We start from the raw sequence: 16,053 nt of genomic DNA, 5'->3' as shown, positions 1-16,053 counted from the left end.
GCGCCAGCAGCCCTGAATGGTTCGGCGGCTGGTTGCGGCCTGAACGCGGGCCGCTGCACATGGCAAAAGCCCCCTACTGATCTTCAAGCAGTCTGCCGATTTCTTCGCGCAGTATGCGCGCCGCAGCCGCAGCAGCGGCCCGTTCCACCCTGTCGTTGAAGCGTGGTTCAAGGGCATCCAGCCGGGTTTCAAGGGCATCTATGCGCGCAGTTGCGCTGCGGGCGGCAGTGACAACGGGTTGCAGGTGCTCTTCCACAAGCGATTGCGCATCGTCATGTTCGGTCTGCTGGGCCGGGGCAGATGCAAGGGCTGCGGCAACCGCCTTACTGATGCAATCCATGAGGCTCTGGTACAGGGGATGGCCCTCAACAAACATGTCTTCCAGTTCCTGACGGGGCAGGCTGTTGGAGGCCAGCTCATGCGATGCGTGAATCTGCGCCTCCAAAGCTGTTTCCAGCGCGATGATGCGATCCCCGGCTTCCTGTAGCGCGGCCTCGCACTGCTCAACGCGTGCCGTGAGCTTGCTGGCTGTTTCGGCCGCGTCTGCCGCCCGCGTGGAGGCGTCAAAGGCCTGGGCAAAGGCATCAATGGCGTGGGATGAGGCCTCTTTGGCCTGCTCCATGACAGCCTCAAGGGCTGCGCCAGACACAGCCACTGAGGCTGCACCGTCAGTTGCAGTATCTGTCGAATCCGCAACAGGGGCCGCCTGAGGCCTGAATGCAGGTTCATAAGCGAACTGCCCGGCGCTTTCCGGCATATCTGCCGCAGCAGGCTCCACTTCGGCAGTTTCATTCACTGAAGGCTCTGCCTGCACGCTGGCATCCGGCGGCAGGATTTCATCTGGTTCAAGCAGGGGAAGATCATCGGCCTGTGCTGGTTCCGCAGCGGCAACAGCTTCAAATACATCGGATTCCGCCTGAGCTGAGGCGTCTGCCATAATGTCCTGTATGCCTGCCGGGGCGGCATCCTCAGGGGCGACAGCCGTTGGGGCCATATCCACATGGCTGGTGGCGGCTTGTTCCGTAGCGGCGGCCAGCAGTGCGTCAAAATCTGTGGGCAGTTCCACCGTCTGTTCGGGCTGGGATTCCTGAACTGGCTCCAGCACTGGTTCCAGTTCGGGCAAAGAGTCGGGCAATGCTTCAGCAACAGGCTCTGGCTGGGCATCGGCCATGAGTTCCAGCTCGGGATGGAGCAGAACATCGGAAATGTCTTCCTGCGGTTCAGCGGCAGGGGCCGCACCGCCGGTCACAGCAGCCAGCAGGCTGTCGAGGTCTGCATTCAGATCGGGCTGAGGTTCCGCAGCAGGCGCGGGGGCCGGTGTGGGAGCCGCCTCTGGCTGGGCGGCATCAAGCTTGCTCTGCAAATCATCAACGGCGGCAGCCAGCAGGCTGTCAATATCCACACCAAGGTCGGCACCCGTATCCGGGCTTGCCGCAGGGGCTGGGGCCGGGGCAGGCGCAGGAGCCGGTTGCGGCTCGGGAGTGGCTGCTGGCTGGGCGGCGTCAAGCTTGCTCTGCAAATCGTCAGCGGCGGCAGCCAGCAGGCTGTCAATATCCACACCGAGGTCGGCAGTCATATCCGGGCTTGCCGCTGGGGCAGGAGCGGGTGCAGGCTGCGGTGCAGTAACCGATTGCGGCGCGGGAGCGGCTGGCTGGGCGGCATCAAGCTTGCCCTGCAAATCATCAGCGGCGGCAGCCAGCAGGCTGTCGATATCCAGGCCCATGTCTGGGCTGGCAGCGGGCGCTGCTGCAGGTGCAGGTGTCGGAGCAGGAGCGGCAGCCTGGGGTGCCGGGGAGGCGGCCTGCGCAGGAGCCGGGGCTTCGTCCAGTCCATTGGCCGCAGCAGCCAGCAGGCTGTCGAGATCATCGTTGGAAAAGGCCGGGCTTTGCGCAGCGGGCGCAACGGGAGGTGCCGCCGCAGGTTCCGGCTGTGCTGGCGCGAGGTTGGCAGCGTTGAGCAGGTCATCAATATCGCTGGAGTTTCCGGTGGCTGGGGCGGTATTTACAGATGCCAGCAGTTCGTCCAGATCAGGAATGTTATTCTGCGGCTCAGCAGGCGCTTGCGGCGCAGGCGCTGCGGCGTGAAAATCGTTCAGCAGGGCGTCCACGGCGTCGTCAGCGGCCTGATTCGTGGCCTGACTTGCGGCCTGGTTTGCGCTGGCAGATGCGGCCACTTCCGGTTCCCTTTCCGCTGGCTGCGGGGGGATATCAAGGGCGTTCAGCAGATTGTCCACATCGCCCATGCCCGGCATGAGCAACTGCTCATTGGGGTCGATGGGGTGATCTGTCTGCGTGGACGGGGCAGAGAAGTCCAGCGCCACGTCATTGGGGTCGCTCTGGCCTTCGTCCTTGATGTCCATCTGGGCGAGCAGATCGTCAATTTCTGCATCCGCAGCACTCGAACCATCGTTGAGGCCGCGCAGATGCGCATTCAGCGCTTCCTGATCCGCCTCCACCTCGGGGGCAGCAGCGGCCTGAGGCTGCTCGGACGGATCGTTTGCCGGAACTTCGCCTTTTTCGATCAGTTCTGTGAGATCGATGATCTGGTCATCGGTTTCAGCGGTGTTCTTGGCAACCATGCGCCACCTCATGGGGTTATGTGCAGCGGCCAAAGGCCTGAGTCATGCAAAATACATCGTTTCATACTGCAAAAACGACAGATTTTCGTATCAGTTTATGGCAAAAGACGCAAATCGGGCAAAACTCTTTGCGCCAGAATTACCTTCGGCCGCGATTTTGCAAAAAAAGTCTGGCCAGGAAACAGTCAGGAACTGTTGTCGTCAGTGGCAGGGTTGGCACGCCAACAAAAAAGCCGCCCGGAGGCGGCTTTTGGAGCAAGGCAGCTAACCAGATCTACGGATGGCACTTGGACTTGGCGCAGGCGGTCAGATCTTTCTTGAGTTCGGGCTTTTCTTCCACAACCTTGGAGTGGCAGCCGATGCAGTTGTTGTGCTTGAGTTCTTTCTTGGTGTGCACAACATAGTACAGGCTCTTTTCGCCCTGCTTGCCTGCGAGGTCATCGTGGCAACCGGAGCTGCCGCACTTGGCAAAGCTTTCCTTGCCGTCAACCTGATGGTGACAGGTAACGCATTCAACCTTGGCATGCACAGCGTGCGGGAACATAACGGTCTTTTGGGAACCCTTGAATTCCAGCGGTTTGTCAGGAGCGGCGGGCGCTGCAAGCGCGGGCAGGGCCAGGGCAAACACCATGATACAGGTAAGAACCAGAATTTTCTTCACGGCAGACCTCCTTTTGTGCGGCAGATGAGAACAAATTGGTGTGATTTTACGGCCCTCATTACGGTAAGTCAATGACTATGGGAAAATGACATCCCAACTATTTTGATAAGTTGCCGAGATTGGAACTCTTTTTTCGCGCGTAGCCTCTGGGGGTGAGCATGAAGTTCCCCAAGGCCCGGCTTTCTGCATTGCCGATGATGAGGATGGAGAGCATGTCGACCTGTTCCGGGTCGAACTGGTCTAGGCGGAACACGCGGGCTTCTTCGCCGGGGCGAAAGGCCTTGCGCACAAGCCCCACAGGGCAGTGCGGCGCGCGGAATTGCCGGGCAATTTCAAGAGCTTGTTCCAGATGGTGGGGCCGCCCCTTGGAACGGGGATTATAGATGGCGCAGACAAAATCGGCCTCAAGGGCCGCGTGGAGCCTGCGTTCAATGGTTTCCCACGGCGTGAGCAGGTCGCTCAGGCTGATGCAGGCAAAATCGTGCATCAGGGGAGCGCCCAGCAGGGCTGCCGCCGCGCACACCGCCGGAACGCCCGGCACAACATTGAAGGGTACGCGGCCCACAAGGCCCCGGCTTTCCAGAATCTCGAGGGCCAGACCCGCCAGCGCGTAGATACCGGGATCGCCAGAACAGACAAGGGCCGTGGGCTGGCCTGACAGGGCTGCGTCCACCGCCGCGGCGCAGCGCTCTTCCTCGTGCCGCATGCCAGTGCTGATGCACTGCTTGCCTGCCAGCAGTTCCGGCGGCACAAGTTCCATATAGAGGCTGTAGCCAGCCACGCAGGATGCATTCTCTATGGCCGTGCGGGCCTGAGGGGTAAGACATGCGGCATCGCCAGGGCCGAGGCCGACAACATGCAGACTGGCTGGGTTCATCGTTCAATCCTGTCCGAGATGGCTAAGGCCAGGGTTAACTGACCTTGCTCGATAGTTTTGGGGAGAAGCAGACGGGGCGCGCCCGCCGAAAAAATCTGCGCTGCTGCCAGCAGGGCCGCTGCTTCGCACACGCTGAAAGGTGGCTGTTTAAAGCGCTTGCCCGCCGCTGTGGACGGATTGGGCGTGGGGCAGCGTGCGAGGTCGGCGGCTTCAAAGCCATGCAAAGGAACGCCCATCCTCTCGGCAAGGGCTTGCAGGGCTGGTTCCTGTAATTTTTCTTTCACGGTCGCCAGCGCAGCCACAGCCAGAGGTTCAAGCCTTTGGGCCGCCAGCAGTTTGCGTGTGGCGGTTTCCACCATATCGCTGGGCGCGTTTTTGCGGCAGCCAAGACCGATCACCAGCCGGGGAACAGCCACGCGCAAGATTGCGGGGCTTGGTGCAAGCTCGCGCCAGTGCGCCGCAACCAGGGGGCCGCGGTGTTCCGGCGGCGTGGCATCGGCTTCCCCTGCGGGCAGGCGTTGCAACATGGGATGATCCGGTACGGCATGGCAGGGATCCCAAAGGCTCAGGCTTTCCCCTTCGATTATGGCGGCTTGCGCTGCGGGCAGGCGGTTCCAGTCCACGGGCAGCAGCCCCGCGTTGCGCAGGAGCATATCCAGTGCAGGAGAGCTCTTGCTGGGCTGACTTGTTCTTGCTCCGGGTGCGTCGGAGGCTGAGTCCGAGGCTGTTGTGATAACTGCCGTTGCCCCGAGCAGGTGGGCCACATGGCTGGCCAGTTCGTTGGCTCCGCCCCAGTGGCCGGAGAGCAGGCTTATAACGTGCCGCCCCGCAGGATCAAGTACGATCACGGGGGCATCGGTGCTCTTGTGAGCCAGCAGTGGCGCAAGCGCACGCACGGCTATGCCCGTTGCGCCGATGAAGGCATGCGCCGCAAAATTTTTATAGGTTGCCGCCAGCAGGGAGCCGATTTTTTCAAAGGGCGTAACCCCCGCCGGGCAAAACCGCGATGGGGCGAAAATTTCCACGCGGGCCAGACCGGAAGATTTGCCGGGGGCTGGCTGCTCTGATGACTGGGCCGGACGTGCGGGATGCGGGATTTGACCGGGCAGGCCCCACGGTTTGACCGCAAGGCAGTCCGCCAGGCGCTGCGCCAGAGGCAGAGCAGACTGGCTGAGCGCATAGCAGGCAAGCGCGGTGATTCTGCGGGGACTGTGCAAGGGGCCTCCCTCGGCTGTCTGGCGGATGCCGCTGTGTGGAAAAAATAAAGAAGGGAACCCCGCAGTGAGGTTCCCTTCTTGCTGGTTCGACTTAAAAAATGACCTTGCGGGCCGCGTCCAGAGCCTTGTTGAAATCCTCGTCCGTGTGGACGAAGGAAACCATGCCAGTCTCGTAGCCGGAAGGCGCAAGGTAGATGCCGTGAGCGCGCATCTGCTTGTAGAACGTGGTGAAAAGCTTCTGATCGCACAACGTGGCGCTGGCAAAGTCCGTAACTTCCTGTTCGCTGAAATAGGGGCAGAACATGGAGGCAAGGGTGGGCATCTGAATAGGTACGCCCTTGGATGCCAGAATGTCGCGCAACGCCATGGCAAAGGTATGGGTGCGCTTTTCAAGCGCCGCGTAATCGGCGGTTTTGAGATAGCGCAGAGTGGCAATGCCGGCAGCCATTGCCAGCGGATTGCCCGAAAGCGTGCCCGCCTGATACACGCCGCCTCTGGGCGCGATGAGCTCCATGTAGCGGCGCTTGCCGCCAAAAGCGCCCACGGGCAGACCGCCGCCAATGATCTTGCCAAAGGTGGTGAGGTCGGGATCTATGCTGAAGCGGGCCTGCGCGCCGCCAAAGGCCGCGCGAAAACCGGTGATGACTTCGTCAAAAATGAGCAGGCTGCCGTACTGGTCGCAGACGGCGCGCAGGCCTTCGAGAAAGCCGGGCTTGGGCAGCACAAGGCCCATATTGGCGGCCACGGGTTCCACAATGATGGCGGCAATGCTCGCGCCGTGCTGCTCAAAGATAGTTTTGACCGCATCAAGGTCGTTGTAGGGCGCAAGCAGGGTATCGGCCACAACGGCTGCGGGCACGCCGGGAGTGCCGGGAATGGAGAACGTGGCAAGGCCGGAACCGGCGGCGGCGAGGAAGGGATCGGCGTGGCCGTGGTAGCAGCCTACAAACTTGAGCACCTTGTCCCGCTTGGTGGCGGCGCGGGCCAGGCGCAGGGCGCTCATGGTGGCCTCGGTGCCGGAGTTGACCATGCGCACCATTTCAAGGCTGGGCATGGCGGCAATCACTTCTTCTGCCAGGGTTACTTCTGCCGGGCAGGGAGCGCCGTAGCTGGTGCCGCGTTTGGCGGCCTCGCACACGGCCCGGGTGACGGAAGGTTCGTCATGCCCAAGGATCATGGGCCCCCAGGAGAGTACAAAGTCGACATACTCGTGGCCGTCCACATCGGTAATCCGGCAGCCGTGAGCTTCAGCTATGAACAGGGGCTGGCTGTCCACGTTGTGGCAGGCGCGCACAGGGCTGTTGACGCCGCCGGGAATAACCGCGCAGGCCTTTTCAAAAAGCTGCCGAGAAGTGGTATCCATCAAAGGCTCCTTGTATCAGGCAAAATAGGTCATGGAAATTTTTTTCAGTTCCTTGAGGCTGCGCAGCACGGCATGCTCGCGCAGCAGGGTATCACGCTTGAGGTCTTCCACCACCCCAAGGCATTCGGCCTCGCTGCGTCCATGAATCATGGTGTAGAGTTCATAGGGCCAGTCGGGCGCGGAGCTGGGGCGATAGTAGACATGGGAGATGTGGTCGTGCAGTGCGGCCTGCGTGCCGCACTGTTCCACCAGATCGGCGTTGATCTTCCAGGCCACCATGGCGTTGTGCGTCCAGCCGGTTTTCTGGTGTTTGATGCTGGCTCCAAAACGGCGGATTGCCCCGGATTCCTTGAGCGAACCAAGCAGCTCAAGCACCTGATTTTCTGTCATTCCTGCCTTTTCGGCAATATCGGCGTAAGGCGTGAGCGAATCGGGCAGATTGTCCTGCACGATGCGCAGCACTGCCTGCTCTGCGGGGGTAAACTGACGGCTCATGAATTCTCCGGTACTATGGCTGAGGCGCTGCCTGCGGCAGGTGGGGTATATGCCGCAAGCACGGCCCCGGGCCGTTCGCGAACCAGGGGCCGTTGCAGCAGAAGCGGATTATCTTTCTAGTGCATTGACAATAGTATTCTGCTTTAGCGCGAAAAAGAACGCGCAAACAGGTTCTGAATGGCGATACGGCCATTGTCTTCAAGAAAACGCGTGCCGGTGGCGGCAAAATGGGCGTGGGTGATCATGGGTTCGTCTGTCTGGGTCCAGTTGTCCTTGTTCCAGAAAAACCAGGCATTCTTGGGCTGATCAAAAACAAGCAGGGGCTTGTTGCAGATCTTGGCAAATTCCGCGCCCCACCCGGTGCCGCCCTTGACGGTGCCGTCAGGCTGGACTGCGCCGATAACGATGATCTGCTCGCCGCTGCTGACCTGCCAGCAGATGGACTGCAAGACTTTGCGGAAAAGGGGTGCGCGCGTGTATTCGCGGCTCATGAGGCGTGAAACGTAGGTCAGGCTGACATCCTTGAGGGCCAGTTCTTCAGAGGTGAGCACCCGCACGCCGCGCGTACGTTCGATCTGGTGACCTTCAAAGCTGTAGTTTACTTCTTCCATACCCCAGCTTTCGGCCAAAGCGCCGAAGAACTGCTCTGTTCCTGCGGCGCCGCCGCTGTAAAGCACACACTGGTTGGGGGTAAGCATGGATGCCCTCCTCAAAGGATTGTTGCGCCGGACAAGGGTATAAGGGCCAAAAAAACCGGCAGAAGCGTCATGAACATCATGGCAAAATTTGCAGCAGTCGGCAAGGCAAGCCCGCAAAGAAAAGCGCCGCAACCGGAATGCGTTGGCATACGCAGTCGCGCGCCGCAAAATAAGAGGGCCTACGATGTCGTGTTGCTTTTGCGGATGCGCTTTACAAAGGCATTGAGCCTGCCCGCCCGAAAATTATCTGTTCTGGGCGGGCAGGCTGTTTGATGGGTTGTCCGCAAGGCTGACCCTCCCCGTGTCTGGCCTTGCTACTCGGCTTGGTGAGGGCCAGGCCGCGCTTGCTTGGATTAATGCGCAGTGGGTTTGAAAGCTCCAAGGCCGGTCTCAGACCGGATTTTCTGGTCGGCAAAAGCCTCCCTTTCCTTCTGCGCCTGCGGGGACTGATCGCATATGGACACTACCCAGATGCACAAAAAGGCCAGCGGCATGGAAAAGATGGCCGGGGAGGAATACGGAAAGGGCGCGGAGCCGGGCGGATTGCCCAGAGTCGCCACCCACACGGCATCCGAGAGCATGGTCATGACCAGCGCGGCCAGCAGGCCTGCAAAGCCCCCGGCAACAGCCCCTCTGGTGGTGCAGCCCTTCCACAGTACTGAGAGGATCAGGGCCGGAAAGTTGGCCGAGGCCGCAATGGCAAAGGCCAGCGACACCATGAATGCCACGTTCTGTTTTTCAAACACGATGCCAAGAAACATGGCAATGATGCCAAGGGCCACGGTTGTCAGTTTGGAGATTTTAAGCTCCTCGCTGGAGCTGGCCTTGCCCTTTTTGAGGGCAGAGGCGTAGAGGTCGTGCGCCACGGCAGACGCGCCGGAAAGCGTCAGCCCGGCCACTACTGCCAGAATGGTGGCAAAGGCCACCGCCGACATAAAGCCAAGAAAGATATTGCCGCCAATGGCGTTGGCCAGATGCACGGCAGCCATGTTGCCGCCACCGCGCAAGACGCCGTTAGCATCGAGGAATTCGGGATTGGTGCTCACAAACACTATGGCACCAAAGCCTATGATGAAGGTCAGAATGTAGAAATAGCCGATCCATGTGGTTGCCCAGAGTACGCTTTTTCTGGCTTCCCTGGCGTCCGGAACGGTAAAAAAGCGCATCAGGATATGCGGCAGCCCGGCAGTGCCGAACATGAGGGCAATGCCAAGCGAAATGGCCGAAACAGGGTCTTTGACAAAGCCGCCCGGCCCCATGATGGCCGCGCTTTTTTTGATGCCCACAGCGGCGGTGAAAAGTTTTTCGGGGCTGAACCCATATTGGGCCATAACCATAAAGGCCATGAACGAGGCCCCGCCGAGCAGCAGGCAGGCCTTGATGATCTGCACCCATGTGGTTGCCGTCATGCCGCCAAAAAGCACATAGGCCATCATGAGCAGGCCCACGATAACCACCGCATAGTGGTAATCAAGCCCGAAGAGCAGCTTGATGAGCTGCCCCGCGCCCACCATCTGCGCTATAAGATAGAACAGCACCACGACAAGGGTGCCCGATGCGGCAAATATGCGCACAGGCACCTGCTGGAGCCTGTAGGCCACCACATCGGCAAAGGTGAAGCGCCCAAGATTACGCAGACGCTCCGCCAGCATGAAGGTTATGAGCGGCCAGCCCACCTGAAAGCCGATGGCATAGATCAGGCCGTCAAAGCCCGTTGCCATGACGGCGGCTGAAATGCCCAGAAAGGAGGCCGCCGACATAAAGTCGCCCGCGATGGCAAGGCCGTTCTGAAAACCCGTGATGCCGCCGCCTGCCGTGTAAAAATCCGCAGCGGAGCGGGTGCGCTTGGCGGCCCACTTGGTTATCCACAGCGATGCGCCGACAAAAATGGTGAACATGATGATGGCTGTCCAGTCGGTATTCTGCTTTTGCGTTTCTTCTATGACTCCTGCCGCCAGGGGCTGACCGGGCAGCAAAGCGATAAAAAGCGCCGTGCAGAATGTTGCAGCGCTGATAGTCGGGGCGGATTTTTGTTGCCTGAGCCTATGGGAGGATGTGCAAGCGCTTATTCCACTCATGACCGCACCTCTTTTTCAAGAATCTGCTTGAGCGCAGGGTCAAACTCGTTGTTGGCCTTGCGAACATAGACCGCTGTAAGCACAACGGTCAGCAGGATGATGCCGATGCCCAGGGGGATGCCCCATGTCGTCGTCATTCCTGCTGCAAGAGGTGTGGCAAAGAGCTGTTTGTCAAAGGCGACAACCAGAATAAAACCGTAATATGCGGCAAAAACCACAAGCGTGAGGCGCCAGCCAAGGGCGTTGCGCGTCTTGATCAAGTGCTGGTATTGCGCGTTCTTTTCGATTCGTTGCGTCAGTTCTGAGGCCATTGTTCCCTCCTCGCATACTTTTGTCCGCAATGTCTTTTGCGCAGACATTGGACGTTATGGGAGCCTGTGCGCGCCGTATCCGCGCGATTGCAGCGCCAGATACATCATGGCGGCTGTTATGGCGTCGTTCATGGCATCGTGCCTTGGCAGCGTGGGAAGGCGAAGATTTCTGACCATCGTTTCCCATCGCAGATCAATGTAGGCGCCAGGATATTGCGCAAATCGCCAGTCGTAATAGCGGCCTGAAACCTCTATGCGACTGTTTGGCAATGCTGCCCCCATCAGTGGCCTCAAGTTTTTGTTCAACACTGCAAGGTCGTATTGCAGATAATAGCCCACCAGTGTTCTGCCTCTGACAAACTGAAGAAAAGCCGACAACACATCCTGAAGCGGCAGACCCGTGCTGAAATCACACGGGCGCAACCCGTGCACGCGCACATTCTGCCCGTCAGGGGCATGCTGCGGCGTTATCAGCGCGTAAAAGGCGTCTCTGGTGCAAAGACGCCTGCCGTCTATGCAGACGGCGGCGATGGATAACAGCTCCGCTTCCTTCGCGTTGAGCGAGGTTGTTTCGCAATCAATGCTCACAAGCAGGCCGTCATCCTGGTCCAGCAGGGAACGGTAAGGTTCCCGCAGGCCGCGCATGCGCCAGCGGCGCGCCACGGCCTGTACCCAGGTGTTTTGCATGTTAGAACCTGTCCAGCCCGTAGCGCTGGCTGATCATGCGTTTGAAGCGCTTGACCACCTGGAGGGCGTCCTGCAACAGGTCTTTGTCCAGGGTGGACAGGGAGGCCGTATCAATCTCGTTGCTCAGGGGGATCCCCTTGCACAGCATTTCAAGGCCTGCGTCCAGCCGCAGGCGCATCAGAAAGGCCAGAGATTCGGCCAGATCATCTGCCTGTGATTTTTCAATAGTACTGCGTGATGTGAGGGCCTCCAGTCGGTCAAAGGTGTTGGTGGCATCAATGCCCGCCTCCAGCGCCAGAATACGGGCACCGTGCACAATGGGAAAAATGCCCGCTTTCTTGATGTCGAGCAGGGCGTTTTTTTCGCGGTTAAGCAGTTGCCGCCAAAAGCCGCTTTCGCCTGTTCGGGTGGGGAACTGTTCAATGGGCAGGGCCATGCGCGCAAACCACGCTGTGTCATCGTGCAGGGCCGAGCGCAAGGCCTTGCGGCAGGCCTCAAGCCATGAGGCCGGGCCGGAGACTGTTTCCGCATCCAGAAAAATTGCCAGATGCATAAGCCCCTCGCCCTGCGCGGAGTCCGCCCACTGGCGCAAGGTCTGTTCCCATCCGCGCGCCGTGTGCCGCCAGAGCGGCTGGTTCACCATCATGTCGCCCTGGCAGGGCGGGTAGCCAAGGCTGAGCATGCGCTCCGTAAAACTGTTTGCAGAGTGCTCCACCTCCTTTTCGTCCAGGCCTTCGGCGAGGATCAGCGCGTTGTCTTGGTCGGTTTTCAGTATCTGTTCGCCCCGTCCCTCTGAACCAAGGGCAAGCAGGGCGCTCCCGGCAAATACGGCGGGCGTGGCCGTCATCTGCCAGAGGCGGGCCATGAGCTGCGCGTTGAGCACCTGCACAAGGCGCGCGAGCTGCGGCGTTTTTATGCCCTGGGTAACGAGGGTTGTGACCAGGGCTTCCATGTCCAGCATGGCGCTGTGCAGGTCGGCCAGTGTGGTGGCCGCCTCGAGCTGCCGCGCTATGGACAGGGAATGGTTGGAAAAATAGGAAAGCAGGTCGATCATGGCCAGAACGCCCACAGGCTGCCCCTTGTCCGTCACCACAATACGATGGATGTTGTGGCGGGTCATGAGAAGCAGGGCATTGAAAAGGTAGTCGTCCTTTTCGCAGCTCAGCAGGGAAAACTGCGCGCAGGCCTTGAGTGGCGTCTGGTTGGAAACCGCGTTGGCCACGATGTCGCAAAAGTCGCCCGTGGTGAAAATTCCGGTGCTGGAACCGTCGCGCACAAAGATGGATCGCCTCCGGCTTTCCTTCATGCGCTGCGCGGCGTGGGCAATGGTATCCGTTGCCTTGGCAAATATGGGCGGCCGAAATCCCGCATCGCTGATCTTGACCGCAAAAAGGCTCTGCCATTCGCGGCGGTCGCGGTTTTGGGCAAGTTGGCCCAGCTTGTCGGACACGGTTGCAAAAAAGTACGCACCGAAAAGCGAGTTCTTTTCCGTCAAGGCCAGCACCTCTCGGCCTGGGAACACGCAAAGCAGCACTTCTTCATGCGCCACAAACCTGTGCCGCGTTCTGCCTGTGGCCAAGGCGCGACAATCAAAGGCCTCGTGCTCACGGTAGGCGCCCACAATTTCTTCGCCCGACATTTCACGAACAAGGCCCTTCATGACCAGATAGAGCGCATCAACCTCACTCCCCGAGGCAAGAATCTCCTGATCATTGCTGAAAAAAAGGATATCGGCAGAGGCCGACAGGGCAGATGCCTCTGCCTTGGTCAGCAGATCAAAGGGGGGATGCGTGAGGTCAAAGCGGGTGTTGGGCATAATCTGTCCTGAATGCGTCCCTGCGGTATGATTGTATTTTTACCGACAGTGCCGTGCCTGCGTTGTTTCCCTATTGTGCGAATTATGTTTGCAATAGATAGAAACTGTTCAATCAATGAGCGTATTGTACTATGTAAGTAAATCAGAATTAGTACGTGTAAAAGATGTATGTGAAATATTTCATTGATTGTTTATACAGTTTAAATAAACTAAATTTAACATAAAACTGGCTATTGAAATTATAAATACACTACAATTAATGGCCGTACTCTTGCAATAATTATTTTTTATAGTCATTAATATTCACAAAAATAAATTATAAATAAATTTTTTTGTGAAACGACAATTTCTATACACATAAACTATCTAGTGATCAGGATTGTGTGCAATATATGTAGCTGGAGCATGCGGGTTCAGTAGAAAAAAGAGCTATGCAATAGTACCGGCTTTTGTGGTCTGTCGTCTTTCTTCCTTTACAGCAAGCAATCGGAGGGCGTGGCCGGGTAGCTGTTTTGCAAGCAAGGGCCTCAAGCAGGGCTGCAATGCCCTTACCTTATTGCATAGCAATGCAGTCTGGTTTTACGCGGAGGCAAGCAAAGGCTGATGCGGGAGCGCGCAGTTGCTTATCCGCGTTGAGTAGAGCGGAGTCTTGGCCGCATGAGGAAGCCGGGCGCAGGCGATGCAGGGGGTGAACGAGTGGGGAGGAGTACATGTGTGGAAAGTGGGTACCAGGCAAGTGCTTGATGGTGGGCTTGAAACAATGAGCTTTACGGTATCTGGAGAGAGGCAAACTGGCAGTGCGGCTGGGAGTTCGGAAGCGCGGAAGAACCAGCGTCTGCCTGTGGAGCACGGAGGGAGAAACATCTGGCGGATGTTGCGGTAGGAGGCAAAAATGCTGCGGCGGGGTTTTCGGCAGACAATATCTGTCGAGCCGCCCCGCCGCGCTAGAATGTGCAGGAGCGCCTTAGGCGACCCCTAAGAGGTGCGCGCAACAAAAAACGCCCCAATTGGGGCGTGTCTTTGTCCGTTACAGCGCCCTAGTAGCGGGGCTGGCGCGGGGCTCTGGGTTTGGCTTCGTTCACGCGCAGCGTGCGGCCGCCAAAGCTGAAGTTGTCCAAAGCTTCAATGGCGGAGTCGGCTTCGCCGTCTTCCATTTCCACAAAGCCAAAGCCGCGGGCACGGCCGGTATCCCTGTCGCTAACAAGCTTCACAGACAGAACGCTGCCGTATTCGGCAAAGAGGTCCTGGACCTGTTCTTCAGTGGCAGACCAAGGAAGGTTCCCGACATAGATGGACTTAGACATGAAACACCCTCTCAAAAAAAACAATCTTCCCGCGCTTACGCCCAGTAAAACGTATTACCGGTACGCGGCCCATGAAAAATATGGAAACACGCTTTGTCGGCCTTGTCAACGAATCGCCAAAAAAAAGTTGGCATTGCGTATTCGCGCCAGTAAAAAAAAGGCGCAAACCCGCAGTGTGACTGGATGAGGTGGAAGGAAACGAAGGATTTCCTAGAGGTTGTGCAAAGAATCGCAAAACATGGTGGCCATCGAATGTTCAATACATCGCTGGAACACAACGGGCGTTGAAAAGATAAAGAGTTGCAAAGTGCATTACTAATAATCGGATTGGTTGTTCAACCAACATTAAAATAGAAAGCTATTGCGTGGGAAATACGTTCAGACTGTAATTATTAGTGTCGCACCAATTAGCATGCTAAAAAGCCGCACAACGACAGCTTTTGCGTCAGTTGTACGGCTCTGAAATTGACTAGGATCCGCCTTCTGATGGCGGGGGCATCCAGTCAGGCGCAATATCCTCAAACGAGGTGTAGGGCGACATGTACATAAGCTCTGCAACGCCCACCGGGCCGTTGCGCTGCTTACCGATGATAATTTCGGCAATGCCCTGGGGGGGGCGGTCGGCAGGCTTCTGGAATTTGTACACGTCATCGCGGTACACAAACATGATAACGTCCGCGTCCTGCTCGATAGCGCCAGATTCACGGAGGTCAGAAAGCATGGGGCGTTTGTCGCTGCGTTCTTCCACCTTGCGGTTAAGCTGCGAAAGCGCAACCACGGGCACGTTCATTTCCTTGGCAAGGCCCTTGAGCGACCGCGAAATATCCGAAATTTCCAGTTCGCGCGAATCTGTACGGCGGCTGGTGCGCATGAGCTGCAGGTAGTCCACCACGACCATGCCAAGGCCTTTGTCCGCTTTGAGACGGCGGGCGCGGGCGCGCAGCTCCAGCGTGGTGAGGGCCGGGGTGTCGTCAATAAATATGGGCGCACGGGCCACAACGTCCGCCGCGTCATAGAGGCGCTGCCAGTCTTCATCTGTCAGCAACGAGGGGCGGCGCAATTTGGAAAGATCCACCTTGCCCCAAACGGCCAGCATGCGCTGCATGAGCTGTTCTTTGCTCATTTCGAGCGAAAATACAGCCACAGGCACGTTCTGGCGCACGGCTGCGTTGATGGCCATACACATGGAAAAAGCCGTCTTGCCCATACTGGGGCGGGCTGCAACAATAATAAGATCAGAGGGCTGCAGGCCTGCGGTCAGTTTGTCCAGTCGGGTATAGCCGGTGGTGACGCCTGTAATGACGTCCTTGGCATCGGCCAGCTTGGAAAGCTTGTCGAACACCCGTTCCAGCAGTTCGCGGGTGGGAGTAAAATCCTTGCCCGAGGTGCGCTGCGAAATGGAAAAAACCGCCTGCTCGGATTCATCCAGCAGCTCGCCGACTTCGCGCGTGGCATCGTAGCAGTTGACTATGATGCCAGAGCAGGCGTTGATCAGGCTGCGCTGCAAAGATTTGTCGCGGACTATGGTGGCGTAGTATTCCGCATTGGCGCCGGAAACAACGGCCTGCGCCAGCTCGCCCAGATAGACCGCGCCGCCAGCTTCTTCAAGGGCGTTCATGCTCTTGAGCTGCTCGGCAGTGGCAATAAGGTCGAGGGGGGCCGATTTGCGGTAAAGTTCTAGAAACGCCTTGTAGATGGTGGCGTGCGCGGGCAGGTAAAAATCTTCGTCAGTGAGCTGATCTGCGATGGAGTGCATGAGCTGGGGGCGCATAAAAACGCCGCCGAGCACAGCCTGTTCGGCTTCAACACTGTGGGGGGGCACACGCCGCAGGATGTCGGCCTCGGCCTTTTCCGCGCTGTGCGTTGAAGAGCGAGATTGACCGTCTTTGTTGCGGCCCTGCCCAAAAGGCGAGCCCCCGGCCGCGTGGCCGGGGGCGGAGTTGCTATCGTTGCGGGAAGCCACGCAAA

At 58.5% G+C, this 16,053-nt stretch carries 13 protein-coding genes; all 13 read right to left on the bottom strand.

Annotated elements, in window-relative coordinates; translation table 11 throughout:
* Nucleotides 1–73: 73 nt before the first annotated feature.
* Nucleotides 74–2,578 (bottom strand): hypothetical protein, encoded by a 2,505-nt coding sequence (locus QZ383_RS09945; protein ID WP_291445081.1) that lies wholly within the window; start codon nucleotides 2,576–2,578, stop codon nucleotides 74–76.
* Nucleotides 2,579–2,852: 274 nt separating this feature from the next.
* Nucleotides 2,853–3,239: a cytochrome c3 family protein gene (locus tag QZ383_RS09940; protein ID WP_291445078.1), complete on the bottom strand. Its 387-nt coding sequence runs from the start codon at nucleotides 3,237–3,239 to the stop codon at nucleotides 2,853–2,855.
* A gap of 97 nt (nucleotides 3,240–3,336) precedes the next feature.
* Nucleotides 3,337–4,116: a precorrin-3B C(17)-methyltransferase gene (gene cobJ / locus QZ383_RS09935; protein WP_291445077.1), complete on the bottom strand. Its 780-nt coding sequence runs from the start codon at nucleotides 4,114–4,116 to the stop codon at nucleotides 3,337–3,339.
* Nucleotides 4,113–5,333 carry a cobalamin biosynthesis protein gene (locus QZ383_RS09930; RefSeq protein WP_291445075.1) on the bottom strand — a complete coding sequence of 407 codons (1,221 nt, stop codon included), beginning with the start codon at nucleotides 5,331–5,333 and terminating at the stop codon, nucleotides 4,113–4,115. Before QZ383_RS09930 ends, cobJ begins: the two co-directional genes overlap by 4 nt.
* 91 nt (nucleotides 5,334–5,424) lie before the next feature.
* A complete protein-coding gene (gene hemL, locus QZ383_RS09925) occupies nucleotides 5,425–6,696 on the bottom strand; it encodes a glutamate-1-semialdehyde 2,1-aminomutase (protein WP_291445073.1) in 1,272 nt (423 codons plus the stop codon).
* 15 nt (nucleotides 6,697–6,711) lie between these two features.
* Nucleotides 6,712–7,191 (bottom strand): siroheme decarboxylase subunit beta, encoded by a 480-nt coding sequence (locus tag QZ383_RS09920; RefSeq protein ID WP_291445071.1) that lies wholly within the window; start codon nucleotides 7,189–7,191, stop codon nucleotides 6,712–6,714.
* A 143-nt stretch (nucleotides 7,192–7,334) separates the two neighbouring features.
* Nucleotides 7,335–7,889 (bottom strand): hypothetical protein, encoded by a 555-nt coding sequence (locus QZ383_RS09915; protein WP_291445069.1) that lies wholly within the window; start codon nucleotides 7,887–7,889, stop codon nucleotides 7,335–7,337.
* Nucleotides 7,890–8,242: 353 nt separating this feature from the next.
* A complete protein-coding gene (locus tag QZ383_RS09910; protein WP_291445068.1) occupies nucleotides 8,243–9,967 on the bottom strand; it encodes a cation acetate symporter in 1,725 nt (574 codons plus the stop codon).
* Nucleotides 9,964–10,278, bottom strand: coding sequence for a DUF485 domain-containing protein (locus tag QZ383_RS09905; RefSeq protein ID WP_291445067.1), 315 nt, complete (start codon nucleotides 10,276–10,278; stop codon nucleotides 9,964–9,966). The genes QZ383_RS09910 and QZ383_RS09905 overlap by 4 nt, the downstream gene beginning before the upstream one ends.
* A gap of 54 nt (nucleotides 10,279–10,332) precedes the next feature.
* Nucleotides 10,333–10,965 carry a 3'-5' exonuclease gene (locus tag QZ383_RS09900; RefSeq protein WP_291445065.1) on the bottom strand — a complete coding sequence of 211 codons (633 nt, stop codon included), beginning with the start codon at nucleotides 10,963–10,965 and terminating at the stop codon, nucleotides 10,333–10,335.
* Between the two features lies 1 nt (nucleotide 10,966).
* On the bottom strand, nucleotides 10,967–12,781 hold the full coding sequence (locus QZ383_RS09895) for a putative nucleotidyltransferase substrate binding domain-containing protein (protein WP_291445064.1): 1,815 nt from the start codon (nucleotides 12,779–12,781) through the stop codon (nucleotides 10,967–10,969).
* A 1,037-nt stretch (nucleotides 12,782–13,818) separates the two neighbouring features.
* Nucleotides 13,819–14,085: an RNA-binding protein gene (locus QZ383_RS09890; protein WP_022659825.1), complete on the bottom strand. Its 267-nt coding sequence runs from the start codon at nucleotides 14,083–14,085 to the stop codon at nucleotides 13,819–13,821.
* Nucleotides 14,086–14,554: 469 nt separating this feature from the next.
* Nucleotides 14,555–16,048 (bottom strand): replicative DNA helicase, encoded by a 1,494-nt coding sequence (gene dnaB / locus QZ383_RS09885; RefSeq protein ID WP_291445063.1) that lies wholly within the window; start codon nucleotides 16,046–16,048, stop codon nucleotides 14,555–14,557.
* Between the last annotated feature and the right edge of the window lie 5 nt (nucleotides 16,049–16,053).

Source organism: Desulfovibrio sp., from assembly GCF_019422935.1.
Classification (GTDB): Bacteria; Desulfobacterota; Desulfovibrionia; order Desulfovibrionales; family Desulfovibrionaceae; genus Desulfovibrio.
The sequence above is the reverse complement of the archived record's forward strand: the minus strand, read 5'-3'. Positions and strand labels throughout refer to the sequence as shown.